Origin of the sequence: Bordetella sp. FB-8 (assembly GCF_000382185.1) — a bacterium.
Classification (GTDB): domain Bacteria; phylum Pseudomonadota; class Gammaproteobacteria; order Burkholderiales; family Burkholderiaceae_B; genus Bordetella.
This window is the reverse complement of record NZ_KB907784.1, coordinates 2,431,952-2,450,514: the sequence shown is the minus strand read 5'-3', so window position 1 is coordinate 2,450,514 and position 18,563 is coordinate 2,431,952. Positions and strand designations below refer to the sequence as shown.

General features: G+C 64.6%; 15 protein-coding genes, 1 tRNA gene and 1 pseudogene. 8 read left to right on the top strand and 9 right to left on the bottom strand.

The window, feature by feature from the left end; genetic code table 11:
• Positions 1-85 precede the first annotated feature (85 nt).
• Positions 86-1,030, bottom strand: a complete 945-nt coding sequence (gene epsC / locus H143_RS0111815; protein WP_019938453.1) for a serine O-acetyltransferase EpsC — start codon at positions 1,028-1,030, stop codon at positions 86-88.
• A gap of 128 nt (positions 1,031-1,158) precedes the next feature.
• Here epsC and H143_RS20570 point away from each other — a divergent pair, with 128 nt between their 5' ends.
• Positions 1,159-3,081 (top strand): ABC transporter ATP-binding protein, encoded by a 1,923-nt coding sequence (locus H143_RS20570; protein ID WP_019938452.1) that lies wholly within the window; start codon positions 1,159-1,161, stop codon positions 3,079-3,081.
• An 8-nt stretch (positions 3,082-3,089) separates the two neighbouring features.
• Here H143_RS20570 and H143_RS0111805 read toward each other — a convergent pair whose 3' ends face one another.
• The 4 genes from H143_RS0111805 to H143_RS0111790 form a co-directional block, all read right to left on the bottom strand.
• On the bottom strand, positions 3,090-4,061 hold the full coding sequence (locus tag H143_RS0111805; protein ID WP_019938451.1) for a chemotaxis protein CheV: 972 nt from the start codon (positions 4,059-4,061) through the stop codon (positions 3,090-3,092).
• A 171-nt stretch (positions 4,062-4,232) separates the two neighbouring features.
• Positions 4,233-4,937 carry an SDR family oxidoreductase gene (locus H143_RS0111800; RefSeq protein WP_019938450.1) on the bottom strand — a complete coding sequence of 235 codons (705 nt, stop codon included), beginning with the start codon at positions 4,935-4,937 and terminating at the stop codon, positions 4,233-4,235.
• Positions 4,938-4,999: 62 nt separating this feature from the next.
• Positions 5,000-5,076, bottom strand: a tRNA-Arg gene (locus tag H143_RS0111795).
• Positions 5,077-5,105: 29 nt separating this feature from the next.
• Positions 5,106-6,218: an alkene reductase gene (locus tag H143_RS0111790; protein ID WP_019938449.1), complete on the bottom strand. Its 1,113-nt coding sequence runs from the start codon at positions 6,216-6,218 to the stop codon at positions 5,106-5,108.
• A 121-nt stretch (positions 6,219-6,339) separates the two neighbouring features.
• On the opposite strand from H143_RS0111790, the gene H143_RS0111785 reads away from it, so the two are divergent.
• Positions 6,340-7,389 carry an NADP(H)-dependent aldo-keto reductase gene (locus H143_RS0111785; protein ID WP_019938448.1) on the top strand — a complete coding sequence of 350 codons (1,050 nt, stop codon included), beginning with the start codon at positions 6,340-6,342 and terminating at the stop codon, positions 7,387-7,389.
• 44 nt (positions 7,390-7,433) lie between these two features.
• Here H143_RS0111785 and ppk2 read toward each other — a convergent pair whose 3' ends face one another.
• Together ppk2 and H143_RS0111775 are read right to left on the bottom strand one after the other, a co-directional pair.
• On the bottom strand, positions 7,434-8,297 hold the full coding sequence (gene ppk2, locus H143_RS0111780) for a polyphosphate kinase 2 (protein WP_019938447.1): 864 nt from the start codon (positions 8,295-8,297) through the stop codon (positions 7,434-7,436).
• A 159-nt stretch (positions 8,298-8,456) separates the two neighbouring features.
• Positions 8,457-9,356 (bottom strand): hypothetical protein, encoded by a 900-nt coding sequence (locus tag H143_RS0111775; protein WP_019938446.1) that lies wholly within the window; start codon positions 9,354-9,356, stop codon positions 8,457-8,459.
• A 110-nt stretch (positions 9,357-9,466) separates the two neighbouring features.
• On the opposite strand from H143_RS0111775, the gene H143_RS0111770 reads away from it, so the two are divergent.
• The 4 genes and pseudogenes from H143_RS0111770 to H143_RS20560 all read left to right on the top strand — a co-directional run bounded on the left by H143_RS0111770 (position 9,467) and on the right by H143_RS20560 (position 15,302).
• On the top strand, positions 9,467-11,839 hold the full coding sequence (locus tag H143_RS0111770; protein ID WP_026349976.1) for a DNA polymerase II: 2,373 nt from the start codon (positions 9,467-9,469) through the stop codon (positions 11,837-11,839).
• A 216-nt stretch (positions 11,840-12,055) separates the two neighbouring features.
• Complete coding sequence (locus H143_RS0111765; RefSeq protein ID WP_019938444.1) at positions 12,056-12,352, top strand: YXWGXW repeat-containing protein; 297 nt, start codon at positions 12,056-12,058, stop codon at positions 12,350-12,352.
• Between the two features lie 185 nt (positions 12,353-12,537).
• A pseudogene (locus H143_RS21395) lies at positions 12,538-13,669 on the top strand (DUF1501 domain-containing protein).
• Between the two features lie 52 nt (positions 13,670-13,721).
• On the top strand, positions 13,722-15,302 hold the full coding sequence (locus H143_RS20560) for a DUF3300 domain-containing protein (protein ID WP_081627042.1): 1,581 nt from the start codon (positions 13,722-13,724) through the stop codon (positions 15,300-15,302).
• 89 nt (positions 15,303-15,391) lie between these two features.
• Here H143_RS20560 and H143_RS0111750 read toward each other — a convergent pair whose 3' ends face one another.
• Positions 15,392-16,648 carry an FAD-binding oxidoreductase gene (locus H143_RS0111750; RefSeq protein ID WP_019938442.1) on the bottom strand — a complete coding sequence of 419 codons (1,257 nt, stop codon included), beginning with the start codon at positions 16,646-16,648 and terminating at the stop codon, positions 15,392-15,394.
• A 112-nt stretch (positions 16,649-16,760) separates the two neighbouring features.
• Between H143_RS0111750 and copC the strand changes: the two genes are divergently transcribed.
• Both copC and copD read left to right on the top strand, forming a co-directional pair.
• Positions 16,761-17,114: a copper homeostasis periplasmic binding protein CopC gene (gene copC / locus H143_RS0111745; RefSeq protein ID WP_155803380.1), complete on the top strand. Its 354-nt coding sequence runs from the start codon at positions 16,761-16,763 to the stop codon at positions 17,112-17,114.
• Between the two features lie 2 nt (positions 17,115-17,116).
• Positions 17,117-17,989, top strand: coding sequence for a copper homeostasis membrane protein CopD (gene copD, locus H143_RS20555; RefSeq protein ID WP_019938440.1), 873 nt, complete (start codon positions 17,117-17,119; stop codon positions 17,987-17,989).
• Positions 17,990-18,081: 92 nt separating this feature from the next.
• On the opposite strand, the gene H143_RS20550 is transcribed toward copD, so the two are convergent.
• Positions 18,082-18,429: a hypothetical protein gene (locus tag H143_RS20550; RefSeq protein WP_019938439.1), complete on the bottom strand. Its 348-nt coding sequence runs from the start codon at positions 18,427-18,429 to the stop codon at positions 18,082-18,084.
• Between the last annotated feature and the right edge of the window lie 134 nt (positions 18,430-18,563).

The window sequence follows — 18,563 nt, the reverse complement described above, 5'->3', positions numbered from 1 at the left end:
CTTAGCCGCGCCGGGCCACCCCGAGGGACAGGGACGCCCCCCCGGCGTGCAGCGAACAAAGCGGACGCGGCGGTCGTTTCATTTTTTAGCCGCCGTCCAGCCCGCAGCCCGGCAGATCGCTCACCAGGCTGGCCTGCGTGACATTGCTGCCCGGCGCCACATCGCGCGTCAGCCAGACATTGCCGCCTATGGTCGAGCCCTTGCCGATGACGACGCGGCCCAGGATGGTTGCGCCGGCATAGATCACCACATCGTCTTCGATGATGGGATGCCGCGGCAGGCCTTTCTTGAGTTCGCCGTTCTCGCCCGGCGGGAAGCGCTTGGCCCCCAGCGTCACCATCTGATAGAGCCGCACGCGGTCGCCGATGATGGCGGTCTCGCCTATTACCACGCCCGTGCCATGATCGATGAAAAAACGCTTGCCTATGGTCGCGCCGGGATGGATGTCAATGCCAGTCTCGGCATGCGCGATCTCGGCCACGATGCGCGCCAGCATGGGCGCGCCCAGGCGGTACAACACATTGGCCAGGCGATGATGGATCATCGCGGTCACGCCCGGATAGCACAGCAGCACCTCATCGACGCTGCGCGCGGCCGGGTCGCCTTGATAGGCCGCCGTCACATCCAGGTCGAGCGCGCGCCGGAGCCTGGGCAGTTCGGCGCCGAACTGCCGCACGATCTGCACGGCGCGCGCCATGGTCTCTTCGCACGACTGCGGCTCATGGCGGCCCAGGTGGCGCAGTTCCAGGTATGTCTGCCCCAGCAGGGCATCCAGCGCCTCGCCCAGCGTATGGCCGACATAGAAATCCTCGCCTTCCTCGCGCAGATCGATGGGACCGAGCCTCATGGGAAACAGCGCCCCGCTCAATTGCGCGACGATCTGGCGCAGGCTGTCTTGCGACGGAAACTCGCGGCCCGCCGAGGCTTCGCGCAGGCGGCCTTGCGGCCCGCGCCAGTCCACCCGCGCCGCGCGCAGGCCCGAAACAATGCCATCCAGATTCCAGTTGGGGCCCCAAGACGGGCTGCTCATGTTTGTATCTCCCGCATTTCAATGGGGTCGAATTTAACCGCTGCGCACCGAACCGTCCGGATCTGCGCGACAAGGCATCAGGGTTTTGTCGGGATACGCGCAGGAGCGGACAAGCGCGTTTTGCTACCATGAATCCGTCGCCCCACGCTTTCCCGCCCGGCATGACGCCTCCCCGCCCGCACTTGATCGACCGCCTGTTCGAGGGCCTGATCGACCCGTTCCGGCCGTCCGTTGACGTCATGCCGCCCGACGGCCTGGTCGGCTTCTATGCCCACTATCTGCGCCAGGTCAAAGGCCCCCTGATCTGTCTTCTGGCCGTCGGCCTGCTGTCCGCCCTGGCGGATGTGGCGCTGTTCGATTTTCTCGGCCGCATCGTGGACTGGGCCAGCGCGATGTCCGGCGGCGCGCCCGGCGGCAATTTTTTCAAGATGCACGGCCGCCTATTGTGGCTGATGGCCTTGGTCACGCTGATTCTGCGTCCGGCGCTCACCGGCATCCACGACCTGCTGGTGCACCAGACGTTGACGCCCGGCCTGGCCACGCTGGTGCGCTGGCAGAACCACCGCTACGTGCTCAAGCAAAGCCTGGCTTTCTTTCTCAACGACTTTGCTGGCGGCATCGCCAATCGCATCGTGCAGACCGGCGCCGCGCTGCGCGATTCGTCCGTCTCGGCCATGGACGCCATCTGGCACGTGCTGATCTACTCGATCACCTCGCTGGTGTTGTTCGCCCACGCGGACTGGCGACTGACCCTGCCGCTGGTCACCTGGATCTCGGGCTATATCGCCACGCTGGTCTACTTTGTGCCGCGCGTAAAGCATCGGGCCGCCATCGCTTCGCAGTCGCGCGGCAAGCTCATGGGCCGCATCGTCGACGGCTACGGCAATATCGCCACGCTCAAGCTCTTCGCGCACCAGCAGTTCGAGGAGCAATACGTGCGCGAGGCCATGGCCGAGCAGACCGAGCAGGCGCAATATGCCGCGCGCATGATCACCCGCATGGGCTTTGTCATCGCGGTGCTCAACGGCATCCTGATTGCCGGCACGCCCGGGCTGGCGCTGTGGCTATGGGCCAGCGGACATATGTCGGCCGGCATGATCGCGCTGGCCACCGGTCTGGCCATACGCATCAACAATATGTCGGGCTGGATCATGTGGGTGGTCAACGGCATCTTCGAGAACCTGGGTACGGTGCAGGACGGCATCCACACCATCTCGCGGCCACGCATCGTGACCGATGCGCCGGGCGCGCAGGATCTGCGCGTGACACGGGGCGGCATACGTTTCGAGGAGGTGTCCTTTCACTATGGCAGGCCGTCGGGCGTCATCGACCGGCTGACTCTGGACATCGAGCCGGGAGAGAAGATAGGCCTGGTCGGCCCCTCGGGCGCGGGCAAGTCCACGCTCATCAATATCTTGCTGCGCCTGTACGATCTGGACGGCGGACGCATTCTCGTCGACGACCAGGATATTTCCCGGGTCGGCCAGGAAAGTCTGCGTTCGCAGATCGGCGTGGTCACGCAGGACACCTCGTTGCTGCATCGATCCGTACGCGACAACATGCGCTATGGCAAGCCCGCGGCCAGCGACGCGCAGATCGTGCAGGCCCTGCGCCAAGCGCAGGCGGACGGCTTTGTCGCGGCCCTGGCCGACCTGCAAGGCCGCACCGGCCTGGATACCCTCGTGGGCGAGCGCGGCGTGAAACTCTCCGGAGGCCAGCGCCAGCGCATCGCCATCGCCCGCGTTCTGCTCAAGAACGCGCCCATACTCGTTCTGGACGAAGCCACTTCAGCCCTGGACTCCGACGCCGAAGCCGCAATCCAGGACAATCTGGAAACCCTGATGCGCGGCAAGACGGTGATTGCCATCGCCCACCGCCTGTCGACCATCGCGCGTCTGGACCGCCTGGTGGTGATGGACAAGGGCCGGATCGTCGAAGCCGGCACGCATGCCGAACTGCGTGCCAAAAACGGGTTGTACGCACGGCTATGGCGGCATCAGTCGGGAGGGTTGATACACGACCCGAATGCGCCACAAAAGAATGCCCCCTGATTTTTCCTTCAGCCTTCCCGGGTGGCAGCCAGCGTCTGGCGCAATATCTCGCCCAGTTCTCCTGGCGAGAATTTCGGGATATAGCCTGTGGCCCCGGCGTTCTTGACATGCGTTTCGTTGGCCGTCCCGGTCAGCGAGGAATGGATGACAACAGGAATGTCGCGCAAATGCATATCGCCGCGGATCCGCCGGGTCAGCATGAAGCCGTCCATCTCCGGCATCTCGATATCCGTCAGCACCAGGGCGATCTTGTCGCGCACGCGCCCGCCCTGCTTCTGCACGGTGTCCGAAATCTCCTGCAGCACCTCCCATGCCTCCTGGCCGGTCTTGGTCATGATGTAGTCCACGCCAAGTGCCTGCAGCGACTCTTCGATGATTCGGCGTGCAAACCCCGAGTCGTCCGCCGCCAGCACCTTGGCGCCGGGAGGAAGACTCGCAAGCGAGCCGACGTCTTCAGGCTTGACATCCGGGTGCTGCGCCGGGAACACGTCGCGCAGCACCTGCTCGACGTCGACCACCTGGGCGAGCCGGGAATCGCCCGTGTTGCCATCGATCCGCGCGAGGCTGGTCACGGAACTGCCGCCGATAGCCGCTTCCGCCGACAACACCTGGTTCCATTCAAGCCGCACGATGTCATCGACTTCCTCGACGGCAAAGGCCTGCACCGTCCGCGCGAACTCCGTGACCAGAAGCAGATTGAGCCCTCGGGTCGGGTCGCAGCCCATCACTTTGGGCAGATTGACGACAGGCATGATCTGCCCGCGGATGTCGACGGCTCCCAGCACGAAATCCGAAGAACCGGCTATCGGCGTCACCGCCGGTATCTGCATGATCTCGCGGATCTTGAAGATATTGATGCCGTAAAGCTCATGCTGATCGCCGCCGCCCGGCGCGGCGCCGAGCCGAAACAGCAGGAGCTCGAATCGGTTCGTGCTGGTCAGGTTGGCGCGTTCGTCGACCAAGCGGCTGCTCGTTTCCATCTCTCGTCCCGTTCAATATTGTTATGAATCTTAACGGTACACGATGAACGACTCTTTAGCATGTCAGCTGGCGCACCCTATGGAATTCCCTAGGGTCTGTTAACCCTGATCTTGCCCGGTCCGCGCCGGCGCTGCCGGTGCCGCTCGGCACGACGTCCATGGTGGCCGCGGTCAAACCGACCGCATCAGCCCACCATCAACGCGCAGGTTCTGCCCCGTGATGTATGCCGCCCCTTCCGAAGCCAGGAAGGCAACTGTGGCCGCGATCTCCTGGCTGGTGCCGTAACGGCCCATAGGCACGCTGTCGCGGCGCTCCTCGGTGGCCGGCAGGCTGTCTATCCAGCCGGGCAGGACGTTGTTCATGCGGATGTTTTCCGCGGCGTAGGTGTCCGCGAAAAGCTTGGTGAAGGCGGCCAGCCCCGCGCGAAATACCGCCGAGGTCGGAAACATATTGCTGGGTTCGAAGGCCCAGGCCGTCGATATATTGACGACCGCGCCGGACTTTTGCTTTTGCATGGCGGGCGTCACCAGCCGCACCGGACGGATCACGTTCATCAGATAGGTATCCATGCCGCGATGCCAGTCTTCATCGGAAATGTCCAGGACGCCTGCGCGCGGCCCGTGACCGGCGCTGTTGACCAGCACGTCGATGCGCCCCCAGCGGGCCAGGACCTGCTCGACCAGCCTGCCCAGGTCCTCGTTGGACTGGTTCGACCCGGTTACACCGATGCCCCCCAATTGCGCCGCCAGCGCCTCGCCCTTTCCGGAAGATGAAAGTATCGCCACCCTGAAGCCGTCGGCCGCCAGCTTGCGGGCGCACGCCGCCCCCATGCCGCTGCCGCCGGCGGTCACGATCGCCACTTTTTCTGCAGTCATGCCTGGCCACCCCCGAAAAAAGAAAAGGCCGGGTACGCAAGCACCCGGCCTTTTTTTCATCTTGGTGCGCCCGGCAGGATTCGAACCCACGACCCCTTGGTTCGTAGCCAAGTACTCTATCCAACTGAGCTACGGGCGCTAAAGAGACAAGATTATAGCTGAATTATTTTAGGTTAGCACCGGATAGTCCACGTAGCCCCTCTCGCCGCCGCCGTAGAACGTGGACTGGTCCCAATCATTCAAGGGGGCCTGCTCGCGCAAGCGGCGCACCAGATCCGGGTTGGAGATAAATGCCTTGCCGAATGCCACCAGGTCGGCCTGCCCGCTTGCCACGGCCTGCTGCGCCTGCGCCCCGTCGTAGCCGTTGTTGGCCATCCAGGCCCCCTTGCCGCCGGCCTCACGGTAGGCCGATTTGAGCGCCGCATAGTCAAAGGGCGCGTCGCCCTGCTGGAAGTCGCGCGCCCCGCCCGTGGCGCCCTCGATCACATGCACATAAGCCAGGCCGTAGCGCGCCAGGCCTTCTACCACGTAGTTAAAGAGCGGCTGCGGATTCGGATCGCTGACATCGTTGGCCGGCGTCACCGGCGAAATACGGATGCCGACCCGCCCCGCGCCGATCTCGGCGGTGATGGCATCGAGCACCTCGAACAGCAAGCGCGCACGGTTTTCGATCGAACCGCCGTAGGCATCGGTACGCTGATTGCTGTCCGAGCGCAGGAACTGGTCGATGAGATAGCCGTTGGCGGCGTGCAGTTCCACGCCGTCAAAGGCCGCCTCGATGGCCGCCCGGGCCGCCTTGCGATAGTCGGACACGATGCCCGGCAGTTCTTCGATGTTCAGCGCGCGCGGCGCGGAGGTCGGCGTAAATTCGCCCTTGCCCTCGGCGTCGATGACGTAGGTCTTGGACTTGGCCGTAATGGCCGAGGGCGCCACCGGCGCGCCGCCATTGGGCTGCAGCGAGGTGTGCGAGATGCGGCCCACATGCCAGAGCTGCACCACGATGCACCCGCCCGCCTCGTGCACGGCGCCGGTCACTCGTTTCCAGCCCTCGATCTGGTCGGCGCCGTACAGGCCGGGCACGTCGGCGTAGCCCTGGCCCTGGTGCGAGATGGCCGTGGCCTCGGTAATGAGCAGGCCGGCCGTGGCGCGCTGAGCGTAATAGGTCGCGGCGATGGGCTGCGGCACGGCCTTGGGTGAACGGTTGCGGGTCAGCGGCGCCATGACGACACGGTTGGCCAGCTTGAGTTCGCCGGCAACCAGGGGATCGAATAATGAGGGCATTTAAAACTCCTGCCTGTCGAGGGAAGGGAAATTGGTGCGTTGCACTATACCTCTGGAGCGGGAGTACCATTGCCCAAAACCCTAAGGGCCAAAAGCCCTTTCAACAACCCGGAGTATTGCAGTGAAATACCGCCAGCTTGGCCGCACCGGCCTGGAAGTCAGCCTGATCGGCCTGGGTACCATGACCTGGGGCGAGCAAAATACCGAAGCCCAGGCCCACCAGCAGCTCGACTATGCGCTGTCGCGCGGCGTCAATCTGATCGATGCCGCCGAGATGTATCCCGTACCGCCCAAGCCCGAAACCCAGGGCCGCACCGAAGCCTATATCGGCACCTGGATCGCCCGGCGCGGCAAACGCGACGATTTCTACCTTGCCAGCAAGGTGGCCGGACCCGTGCGCGACGCCAAGCGCCCCGGGCACATCCGTGACGGCAAGACTTTTCTGGACCGCAAGAACATCACCGCAGCGCTGGACGCCAGCCTCAAGCGCCTGCAGACCGACTACCTCGACCTCTACCAGTTGCACTGGCCCGACCGCACCACCAGCACCTTCGGCAAGCTCAACTACCCCTGGGTCGAAGACGACTACACCGTGCCCGTCGAAGAAACGCTGCAGGTGCTCAGCGACCTGCAGAAGGCCGGCAAGATCCGCCACTTCGGCCTGTCCAACGAAACACCCTGGGGCATGGCGCAGTTCCTCAAGCATGCGGAAATGAAGAACCTACCGCGCCCGGCGTCCATCCAGAATCCGTACAGCCTGGTCAACCGCGTCTACGAGATCGGTCTGTCGGAATTCACCCATCACGAAGGCGTGAGCCTGCTGGCCTATTCGCCGCTGGCCATGGGCGTGCTGTCGGGCAAGTACCTGAACGGTGCGCACCCGGCCAAGGCGCGCCTGACGCTGTTCGAGCGCTTTACCCGCTACAGCAATCCGGAAACCGACGCGGCCGCGGCCGAATACGTGGCGCTGGCCAAGCAGCATGGCCTGTCGCCGGTGGCCCTGGCCCTGGCCTGGGTGAACGCGCGCAAGTTCGTCGCCAGCAACCTGGTTGGCGCCACGACGCTGGATCAGCTCAAGGAAAACATCGATAGCGTCGAGGTGGAATTGAACGCGGATGTGCTCGCCGGCATCGAAGCCATCCACGTCAGGCATCCGAACCCGGCGCCCTGAACGCCTGAAACGCAAATAAAGCCACGCACGCGTGGCTTTATTCATCAATAAACGGACGGCACGTACATATCCTGCGGCTGCGGATTGCGGCTGTAGTCCGGATGATGCACGCGCTGGGGCAGCACGACATCGGGATGGCCCACCTCGCCGTAGGGCACCTGATCGAGCAGATGCCGTATGCAATTGAGGCGGGCGCGCTTCTTGTCCACGCCCTCGACAATCCACCAGCGCGCTTCGGGAATGTGCGAGCGCTCCATCATCTCTTCCTTGGCCTTGGTATAGGCCTCCCATAGGCGGCGCGACTCCAGATCCATGGGCGATAGCTTCCATTGCTTGAGCGGATCATGCACGCGGGCCAGGAAGCGCCGATGCTGCTCCTCGTCGCTGATCGAGAACCAGTACTTGATGAGCACGATGCCCGAGCGCACCAACATCTTCTCGAACTCGGACACGCTGCGGAAGAATTCTTCGTATTCCTCGTCGGTACAGAATTCCATGACGCGCTCCACCCCGGCGCGGTTGTACCAGCTGCGATCGAACAACACGATTTCGCCGCCCGCCGGCAAATGGGATACATAGCGCTGGAAGTACCACTGCGTGCGCTCGCGGTCATTGGGTGCGGGCAGCGCCGCCACCCGGCACACGCGCGGGTTCAGGCGCTGGGTGATGCGCTTGATGGCGCCGCCCTTGCCTGCCGCGTCGCGCCCCTCGAAGAGCACGACGATCTTGAGCTTCTTGTCGACCACCCAGTCCTGCAGCTTGACCAGTTCGCCCTGCAGGCGCAGCAGCTCGCGAAAGTACTGGCGGCGATCCATGTCGGAATCGCCCGCATGGTCGCCCTCCAGCATGGCGTCCAGGCGCTCGTCGTCCAGTTCCATCTCCAGCTCTTCGTCGAGGCTGTCGATCATTTCGGCATAGAGCCGGCGGGTGTGTAAGGAGAGTAGGTCGGAGTCGCTCACGTTGTCGCCGTCGGATGAAAAATTGAGGAGAAAAAGTCCTTTCGCTATTTACCCTATCGGCGTGACAACATGATGAAGCCCACCGCGGCACCAAGACGCCTGTCGGCATCAGCGACCCACCGTGATCCGCAGCACTGCCGATTCGGCCTGCCCCGGCCGCACCCAGCGCAGCCCCAGGCCGTTGTGAATCGCGTCCGGCATACCCAGCCAGGGTTCGACGCAATAGAAATCGGACTCTGCCGCCTCGGTCCAGGTGGTAACGCAATACCAGGGCACCGAACCCGGGCGCCGCAGATCGATCTCGATGCGGCGGTCCAGGCCCGGCATGCGCAGGCGCACAGGTCGGTCCGGTAAGCCTTGCAGGCAATGCATGCAGTCGTGAATGACCGGGTCGTCCAGCGTGTAGCGCGCCTGGCCCGGCACAGCCGCCGCGATGGCGCCGTCGGCCCGATGGTAGCGCCGCTGAGTGGGCGGCAGCTCCATGGAGGCCGCGCCGCGCTGGATGTGCGGCAGCGTGAAATAGAAATGGTGGCCCGCATAATGCGGCAAGGGCGCATCGCCCGTGTTGAACACGCTCAGCTCGACCTCGAGCGTGCGGGCGTCGATCAGCCGGTAGGCGGCCTCCAAGCGAAAGCCGAAGGGATAGCCGGCGCGCGTGGCTTTGCTGTCCTGCAGCGTCATGCGCACGCCCTTGCCGTGCGGTTCGATCTGCGCGATAAACGGCAAATCGCGCGCGAAACCATGCATGGGCACCTCGCGCACCACGCCCCGCGCATCCCGCCAGCGGCCGATCTGGCCGTCGACGCGGTGCCGGCCCAGAAAGGGAAACAGAAGGGGATTGCCGCCGCGCACGCCCCCGAGCCGGCTCCAGTCGGCCTTTTCGGGCCAATGAATCACCGGCTCCCCGTCGACGTCCCAGGACAACAGACGCCCGCCATAGTGCGGGGCCAAGCGCAGCCGCGAACCCTCTTCGGTGATTTCGAGGATCTGCTGCGAAAGTGCGGGCATAGGGTTCACCATAAAGACCTAGATCGACCAGCCCGGAATTTAAGCACGCCGCCCCCACCCTGCCCGGTAAAATGGCGCTGATCGATATATGCGTTTCCCAGGCACCCCGCGTGAACACTCAGCGAGGCTTCATCCTCACCCGGCACTGGCGCGATACGGCCGCCGGCACCGAGATCGAACTCTGGCTGGCCACCGACGCCGGACCGCGCCTGCTGCGCGTTCCTGACCAGGTTTCGGTGGCCTTCATCCCCGCCGAACAGCGCGAAACGGCCCAATCCCTGCTGCGCGGCGAGCATGGCGCCGAACTGCGTCCGCTGGGACTGCGTGACTTCCATCATCGACCCGTGTTGGGCCTCTATTGCACACATCACCGCCATCTACTCAAGCTGGAAAAGCAGTTGCGGCAAGCCGGCGTGGATGTCTACGAGGCCGACATCCGGCCGCCGGAACGCTACCTAATGGAGCGCTTCATCACCGCCGCGGTCGCCTTCGACGATGCGACCGAGCCGCGAGATGGCGCTACGAATTCGATTCGCATCAAACCGGATCGAACCGGCTACCGGCCCACGCTCAGGCTCGCCTCGCTCGACATCGAGACCAGCATGAACGGCGAGCTGTACTGCATCGCCATCGAAGGCTGCGGCCAGAGACAGGTCTACATGCTGGGGCCGGGGCCAGCCCAGGCAGGCGAATGCGATTTCGCGCTCGAATACTGCGCGACGCACGCCGAACTGCTCGACGCTCTCAACGGCTGGATGGCGCGCCACGACCCCGACGCCATCATAGGCTGGAACCTGGTGCAGTTCGATCTGCGCATCCTGCAGGAACATGCACAGCGCCTGGGCATGCCGCTGCGACTGGGCCGCGCCGGCGGGGAAATACAGTGGCGCGAACACGGCGAAAGCCAGCAGCACTACTTCGCGACGGTCCCCGGCCGCTTGGTGATCGATGGCATCGAAGCCCTGCGCTCGGCCACCTGGAGCTTCCCGTCTTTCAGTCTGGAAGCGGTGGCGCGGAACCTGCTGGGCGAAGGCAAAGCCATCGACAACCCCTACGACCGCATGGATGCGATCAACCGCATGTTCGCACAGGACAAGCCCGCGCTGGCCCGCTACAACCTGCAGGACTGCGTGCTGGTCGCGCGCATCTTCGAGAAGACCGGGCTGATCGATTTCCTGCTGGAACGCGCGAGCGTGACCGGCCTGCCCGCCGATCGCAACGGCGGTTCGGTGGCGGCCTTCACGCACCTGTACCTGCCGCGCATGCACAGGCTGGGCTTTGTCGCGCCTAACCTGGGCGAGCGCCGGCCCGAATCCAGTCCCGGGGGGTTTGTCATGGACTCGCGGCCCGGCCTGTACGAATCGGTGCTGGTGCTCGACTACAAAAGCCTCTATCCCGCCATTATCCGCACTTTTCTCATCGATCCGGCGGGGCTGATCGAGGGCCTGCGCGCCGGCGGCCCGGCAGACGCCGTGGACGGTTATCGCGGCGCGCGCTTCTCGCGTGACAAGCATTGCCTGCCCGGCATCGTCGCCCAGGTATGGCAGGGCCGCGAAGCAGCCAAGCGCGAAAACAATGCGCCGCTCTCGCAAGCGCTCAAGATCATCATGAACTCCTTCTACGGCGTGCTCGGCTCCAGCGGTTGCCGCTTCTTTGACCCGCGCCTGGCCTCGTCCATCACCCTGCGCGGCCACGACATCATGCGCCGCACCCGCGCCCTGATCGAGCAGCGCGGCTTTGAGGTGATCTACGGCGACACCGACTCCACCTTTGTCTGGCTCGGGCGCGCCCATGATCAGGCGAGCGCGGCCGCCATAGGCCAGGGACTGGTCGATCATGTCAACCGCTGGTGGCGCGAGCATTTACACCAAACATACGGCCTGGAAAGCGCGCTGGAATTGGAATTGGACACCCATTACCGGCGCTTTCTCATGCCCACCGTGCGCGGCGCCGAACTGGGCAGCAAAAAGCGCTACGCCGGCCAGGTAGTGCGCGACGACGGCAGCACCGAACTGGTCTTCAAGGGCATGGAAACGGTGCGCTCCGACTGGTCTGCGCTCGCGCAGCAGTTCCAGCAGGAGCTCTATCGGCGCGTCTTCGACCGTCAGCCCCACCGGGACTATGTGCAAGATGTCGTGCGGCGCACGCTGCTGGGCCAGATGGACGATCTGCTGGTCTATCGCAAACGCCTGCGTCGACGGCTGAGCGAATACCAACACAATGTCCCCCCGCATGTGCGCGCCGCACGCATGGCAGACGATTTCAACCGGAGCCAGGGAAGGCCAAGGCAATACCAGAACGGCGGCTGGATCAGCTACGTGATCACCGAGGCCGGCCCGCAACCTCTGGAAGTACGGCGCTTTCCCATCGACTACGCGCACTATGTGGATAAGCAGTTGCGGCCCATCGCCGATGCCATATTGCCTTTTCTGGGTGAGGATTTCGACGGCGTGGTGAGCCGGCAACTGGACCTGTTCGGATAGGCGGCAGCACGCACTCCCGTTACAAAAAAGATCGCCGATCGGCGACGGATGCAGCATGCAATACCGGTTAAACGTAGGCAATCCAAGCAAACGGCATGGACTGGCCCTCCTAGGCTGCCTACCCGTCTTCGATTCAAAGGCTAAGGAAATATGGCACGACAACTTTCGCCGCGCGCTTGTGCTCGACCTTTACACCCGAACCGCAACGCCGGGCGCATGGCCGCGACCTCGCTGGCCGCCACGCTGCTCTGCCTGAGCCTGTCTGCTTGCGTGGTCGAACCCGCGCGGCCGGCCGTCATACGCGTGGCCCCGCCACCGCCGCAGATCGAAGTCGTGCCTGCGCCGCATCCGGGCTATGCCTGGGACGGCGGCCACTGGGTCTGGCGCAAGGGGCGCTACGTCTGGATACCCGGCCACTGGCGGGCCGTGCGCGTCGGCTATCACTGGGTGCCCGGTCATTGGGCCGGACGCGCCGGCGGCTGGGTATGGGTCGAGGGCCACTGGGCGCCGTGACCCGATCGGCATCTGACTAAGGCCTGTTAACACTAAAAGGAGCCACGCATGAGCCTCCAACCGCGCGCCTGGCAAGGCGCGAAGCGCAGACGTAGTGGGTGTGCTGCGGCGAGCATTCGCAACGCGGCCAGGCGTGCGTTTGGGGGCTCACCCGTCGGGCTGGATGTCTGCCACGACAGACTCTAATGAATCGCCGCCATTTCCTTCGGGCCGGCACCGCTTCGCTCGCCGCCGCCATCCACCCCGGGCTTGCATGGGGCGCTGCGCGCCCGCCTGATTATGCCCGGCTGCTGATCCTGGTCGAACCCAAGGGCGGCAACGACGGCCTGAACACCGTCATCCCCTATGCCTCGCCGCGCTACGCGCAGCTGCGGCCCACCATCGGCATCATGCGCGACCAGGTTATTGCGCTCGACAGGCAGACCGGCCTGCACCCTGCTATGCAGGCGCTTATGCCGCTATGGCAGCAGCGCGAGTTGCCCATTGTGCAGGCTGTGAGCTACCCCATGCCCAATCTCTCGCATTTCCGCTCCATCGAGATCTGGAATACTGCCTCGGCGTCGAACCAGTACCTGGATACCCGCTGGCTCACGCGCTCGTTCCAGAAGAACCGGGTGCCGCAAAGCTTCGCCTCAGACGCGGTGGTGATCGGCAGCGCGGAAATGGGGCCGCTCGCCAACGGCGCCCATGCCATCGCCCTGGTCAACCCGCAACAGTTTCTACGTGATTCAAAACGGGTCCATTCCGTCGCTAAGACGGGCGGCAACCCGGAACTCGCCCATATATTGGAAGTCGAACACGAAATCCAGCGCGCCGCAGATCGACTGCGGTCCGCGGATGGACAAGCCATGCTGCATACTTCCTTCCCGCCCGGCAATTTCGGCAGCCTCGTCAAGACCGCGATGCAAATCGTGGCCGACTCGCAGACGCGCTCGGACCCGCGCGAGTCCGGCAAGGGCGTCGCGGCCATCCGGCTCACGCTCAACGGTTTCGACACCCATCACGACCAGCCCGACCGGCACCAGAACCTGCTCAGGCAGTTTTCGCAAGGCATGGCCGCGATGCGCAGCGCCTTGGTCGAAATGAACCGCTGGGACTGGACGCTGGTGGCGAGCTATTCGGAATTCGGTCGGCGCCGTGCGCGGCGGCCTCTACGGCGTGCCGCCAGCGCTCGACCGGCTGGACGCGAACGGCAATCCGCCGGTCGGCGTGGGCTTTCGCTCGGTCTACGCAACGATTCTCGAAAACTGGAGGGGCATCGACTCGCGGCCGGTTCTGGGCGGGTGCTACATCACGCTGCCCGTGCTGCGTGCCTAGAAAATGCTTCCCATCCTCCGCGCAAATCCATGGACCAAAAGAAGGAACGGCAATGAAAAGTAGGATACACACCCCCACACAGCGCGTGATCACATCATCGCTGATGGTATCGATGCTGAGCCTGACCACGTTCGGAACACAAGCGCTCGCGCAGCAGGCGCCTGCCTATCCGCCCGCTTCGGCGCCGGCCTCGTCCGCGGCCTACACGCCGCCCTCCGCGGGCCAGCTCTATCAAATGACTGCGCCCATCGCCCTATTCCCCGACAAGCTGGTCGCACTGGTGCTGGCGGGCGCCACGTATCCCGATCAGATATCAGCCGCCAACGATCTGGTGACGCAGAATCCCGATCTCACAGGAGCGGCGCTCGTCAGCGCCGCCGATCAGCAGCCCTGGGATCCCTCGGTCAAAGCCTTGACCGAATTCCCGGCCGTGCTGTCGCAAATGTCTTCGAACATGGCCTGGACGACCGCGCTCGGACAGGCCTACTACAACGATCCGAGCGACGTGCTGAACGCCGTGCAGGTTATGCGCCAGCGCGCCAAGGCCGCCGGCCATCTAAGTTCGAACCGCCAGATAGTGGTCATGACTTCGCCCCCTGTGGTGACGCCGCAATACGTGCCCGCGCCGGACGCACCGCTCATCTACGACGGCCCGCCCGTCGTCGCGCCCCCGCCGCAGACCATCGTGATCGAGCCCGCGCAGCCTGAGGTGGTCTACGTACCCGCCTACAATCCGGCCGTAGTCTATGGCGCGCCGGTTGCCTACTATCCGGGCTATGCCTACGAGCCGCCGGTCTTTGCACCGGGAGTCGGCGTCACCGTAGGCCTGATCTCCTTCGGCGTGGGCATCGTGGTCGGCGCCGCCATGTTCAGTCACGTGGGCTGGGGCTGGCACAACTGGGGCATGCATTGGGCGCCGCCGCCCAGCTACGGTCCCAGCGGTCCCGGCGGCGGCTGGCGCCCGTCGGTGGTCTACAACCACACGACGTACATCTCCCGAACGTCGACCACCATCATCAACCGATACAACCACTACCGCGTGGTCAACAACTACGGCAACAGGCGCCCTTCGCCGCAGCAGATACGCATGCAGCAGATGAATGAGCGGCAGTTGCACGCACAGCAGATGCGCATGCATCAACGTTCCGGCGCAGCCCCCGCGATGCATCCCGCAACCGCGCCGGCCATGCACCCTGGCGCGTTTCCAGATGCGCGCCCCGGACGCACCATGACCATGCCGCAATTCAATGCCAACGACTCGCATCCTGGCCCAAGGCCGGCTCCGCAGTCCCCCCCCAATCGTTCAATGGAAATGCATCGCTCGGGGAATCCGCCCTCGCGCAACCCAGCGCCGCAGTTTCAGCACAACGGACCGGAGCGGGCGCCGGCGGCGCATCCGCAAATGCCCCGGCGCGAAGCCACGCCGCATCAGAGCTTCCAGCCGCCTCACGTCAATGCGCCGCGCCCCGCCGAGGCGCATCCGCAGAGGCCTCAGCCGCAGTTTCATCCACAGCAGCCACGGCCTCAGTTCCATCCACAGCGGCATCCCCAAGCGGCGCCGCGCCCGGCCCCCGCTGCGCATCCGGCGCCTGCGCAGCACACAGAACCCAGGCGTGTGGATGAGCACAAGTAACCGGGCTGCGGCTGCCTGGCATACACAATGCAAACGGGCCGGGCGCGAACGTCTGTCGTTCGCGCCCGGCCCGTTTCTTTCACGGCCTGCTATCGTATGAATCGCGAAGCGAGAAACGGCCGGGGATCAATCGGCGGCGACTCGCCGTGCATCATCGCTCCCAGCAAGGCCGCGGTGCCGGTGCCGGTGGAAAAGCCGATGTGCTGATGGCCGCAGGCCAGCCACAAGCCCCTGCGTCGCGGCACCTCGCCGATGGCCGGCCTGCTGTCGGGCAAGGTCGGCCGCCGGCCCAGCCAGGGCACATCGTCCAGGCGCCTGGCCAAGGGGAAGGCCCTGCGCGCGGCCGCCTCGCAGCGCTCCAGCTGCGCGAAGTCCGGGGGCGCGTCGCGCCGGTTCAGTTCCACGCCGGTCGTCATGCGTATGCCCTGCTCCATCGGGCTGAGCACATAGCCGCCCGCGGCATCGTAGACCGGGCGGTTCAGCTTCGCGCCGTTCTCGCTGGCATAGTGCATGTGATAGCCCCGTTCGAAGGCCATAGGCAGCCGCAGGCCTATCGTGCGCAGCAGGTCGTTGGTCCAGGGTCCCAGGGCAACGACGATTTTTTGCGCCAGTAGCCGCTTGCCGCAGGAGGTCGTAAGCTGCCAGCGCTTGCCGTCCAACACCTGCAGGGCGGCAGCCTCGGCCTGCATCAACTCGCCGCCGCGGTCTGCAAAAACGCGCGCATAGGCCTGGGTGACCGCGCCGGGACTGTCCACCGACATGGCGCCGTCGAACCACAGGCCGCAATGGAACCCGCGCGCCAGGCTGGGTTCGAGGTCCGCGATCCGTTCCTGGTCGAGCAGCTTGTAGGAGATAGCAAAACGGTCGTAAGTATGCCGCGCCAGCGAACCGGCCTGGAAAGCGGCTTGGTCGCGGTACAAGGTCATCCAGCCGGTGTCCCGCAGCCTGTGCAATGCCTGGGCTTCCCGCAGCAGCCGCATGTGCTCGACCGTCGAGAGCGAAATCAGCGCGTGCAGGGCCGCGGCGGTTTCCTCGAATTTCGATCGCCGGGCGTTCAGCAGGAAGCGCACGCCCCATCCCGCCATCTGCATCAGATAGCCAAGGTCATAACGAAAACTCTGTCCTCGATTCTTGAGCAGGCCGGGCAGGCTGGCGAAAAGAGCGGGATTGTTGAAAGGAACCAGCGAACTCGTCGAAAACACGCCGGCATTGCCGTAGGAGGTTTCGCTGCCGGGGGCTTTCCTGTCGACCAGGACGACGCGCGCGCCGCGCCGCTGCATTTCCAGCGCGCAGCACACGCCTACGATTCCCCCGCCTACGACCAGCACTTCATTCATTTCGTTCATGCACGAGTGCATTCAATTGAAAGATGCAGTATGCGCCCGAGATCGTACAGTGTGCTATGGTCGGCTCGCCCCGCGGTTGCGCCGCCTCTTCCCCTATATGAGCATGTCCATCATGAAAAAAGTGCTTCTTGCCTGCGCTGCCGCGCTGCTGCTTCCCCAACCGGCCTGGGCCCACGCCCATCTGAAGCAGGCCTCGCCCGCAAACGGCAGCACCGTGGCCTCGCCGCCGGAAATACGCGGCGATTACACCGAAGGGTTGAACATCGCCTTTTCCTCGATGACGCTGGCCGGCGCCGACGGCAAGATGCTGAACCTGGGCAAGGCCGCTCTGGTAGCGGGGGACGACAAAGCCATGGATCTGGCGGTGAATCACCCCCTGCCCTCAGGACATTACATCGTCACCTGGCATGCCCTGTCCAAAGACGGACACAAGACCCAGGGCACCTGGAATTTCACGATCAAGTAACCATGCTGGCCGCCGCCAACGTCGCTTGCCGTTTCGTCTCGACGCTAGCACCCATGTTGGTCTTCGGCGCGAGCCTGATGCTGGCGGCAAGCGGCAATGCCCAGGCGGCGCGACGCCTCAACGCTCGCCTGCGCCCCTTGCTGCGTGTACTCGCCACGGCTGGCCTGCCTGCCTCATGGCTGCTGCTGAGCCTGGAAGCAGCCCTCGTCACAGACAGCCGCGCGGCAATGCATAACCTGGCGACGCTGCAACAAGTCGCACTGCTCACGGACTACGGCCACGCCTGCCTGGTGCAAGGCATCGCCGCCCTGGCGCTGTGCACGGCGCTCTGGCTGCCCGGCCAGCGTCCGCCCGCACTCCTGGCCTGCCTATCGGCCTGCGTGCTCGCCGGGATCGGCATCAACGGGCATGCCGCCATGGACGAAGGACTATTGGGGCTGGCGCACATGGCCAACAACGTCGCGCACATCCTGTGCTCGGCCTTCTGGATCGGCGCCCTGCTGGTCGTGCTGCCGCTGCTGTGCTCATGGCCGGACGAGCAATACGACGCCGGACCCATCATGGTGCGTTTCTCAACACTGGGCCATATCGCCGTCGCGGGATCCATCCTGACCGGCGTCCTGGATACCTGGCTGATACTGCGCGGCAGCGGCCTGAACCCGCATTCGCGCTACCAGCAATGGCTGGCCCTGAAAATCGCCGTCGTGCTGGGCATGGCCGTTCTGGCCTTGAGCAATCGTTATTACTGGGTCCCCCGCTTGTCGGGCGAGCCCTATGCCTTGCACGCTCTGCGCCGGCAGGCGGCCTATTCGGTGGCAGCCGGCTCGATCGCCGTGTTGATCGTGGCCTTGTTCGGCACCTTGCCGCCTGCTTGAAAACGCCGCACCTATAGCAAGAGCCCGGTCCTTTGCGGACCGGGCTCTTGTCGGATCAAACACTCGCAGCGCGCGCGAAAATCATCCAACAGTCAATGCCAGTGGCCGTGATCCCGATCGGGGCCGTGATCGCGATCGGGACCGCGGCCGTGATCCCAGTGATCGCGGCCCGGGGGATGATGGCGATACCAATCCTCGCGTCCCCAGTAGCGGCGGCCATCCCAATAGCGGTCGCCGTGCCAGCCTATGATGACGGCCGGCCCGGGAGCGGGAACGTAGTAGGTCGGCGGGGGCGGGGGCGGCGCCACATATACCGGCGGGGGCGCAACCACTATGGGCGGGCCGATATTGACTCCGATGGATACTTCCGCCAAGGCGCTGGCCGAAGCGACAATGGCCAGAACACCGACCAGCACTGCGTTGGCACGAATGATTTTCATGAGATCACCTATTGACTGGCTTTATTGAGTCGGGTTTTGTTCAATTCAATATAGAGCAAGCCCATGGGGGATATATTTCGGCATTGTAATAACTGCTGCACAAAGCCACGCCGGCCGAGCGGAGTAACGCAAAG

Coding starts and splice junctions, on each gene's coding strand:
- H143_RS20570 (WP_019938452.1), top strand. CDS start 1,159: ATGAATCCGTCGCCCCACGCTTTCCCGCCCGGCATGACGCCTCCCCGC.
- copD (WP_019938440.1), top strand. CDS start 17,117: ATGCTGGCCGCCGCCAACGTCGCTTGCCGTTTCGTCTCGACGCTAGCA.
- H143_RS0111805 (WP_019938451.1), bottom strand. CDS start 4,061: ATGGAAACGAGCAGCCGCTTGGTCGACGAACGCGCCAACCTGACCAGC.
- H143_RS0111790 (WP_019938449.1), bottom strand. CDS start 6,218: ATGCCCTCATTATTCGATCCCCTGGTTGCCGGCGAACTCAAGCTGGCC.
- H143_RS0111765 (WP_019938444.1), top strand. CDS start 12,056: ATGGCCGCGACCTCGCTGGCCGCCACGCTGCTCTGCCTGAGCCTGTCT.
- H143_RS0111775 (WP_019938446.1), bottom strand. CDS start 9,356: ATGCCCGCACTTTCGCAGCAGATCCTCGAAATCACCGAAGAGGGTTCG.
- H143_RS20560 (WP_081627042.1), top strand. CDS start 13,722: ATGAAAAGTAGGATACACACCCCCACACAGCGCGTGATCACATCATCG.
- ppk2 (WP_019938447.1), bottom strand. CDS start 8,297: ATGATCGACAGCCTCGACGAAGAGCTGGAGATGGAACTGGACGACGAG.
- copC (WP_155803380.1), top strand. CDS start 16,761: ATGAAAAAAGTGCTTCTTGCCTGCGCTGCCGCGCTGCTGCTTCCCCAA.
- H143_RS20550 (WP_019938439.1), bottom strand. CDS start 18,429: ATGAAAATCATTCGTGCCAACGCAGTGCTGGTCGGTGTTCTGGCCATT.
- H143_RS0111800 (WP_019938450.1), bottom strand. CDS start 4,937: ATGACTGCAGAAAAAGTGGCGATCGTGACCGCCGGCGGCAGCGGCATG.
- H143_RS0111750 (WP_019938442.1), bottom strand. CDS start 16,648: ATGAACGAAATGAATGAAGTGCTGGTCGTAGGCGGGGGAATCGTAGGC.
- epsC (WP_019938453.1), bottom strand. CDS start 1,030: ATGAGCAGCCCGTCTTGGGGCCCCAACTGGAATCTGGATGGCATTGTT.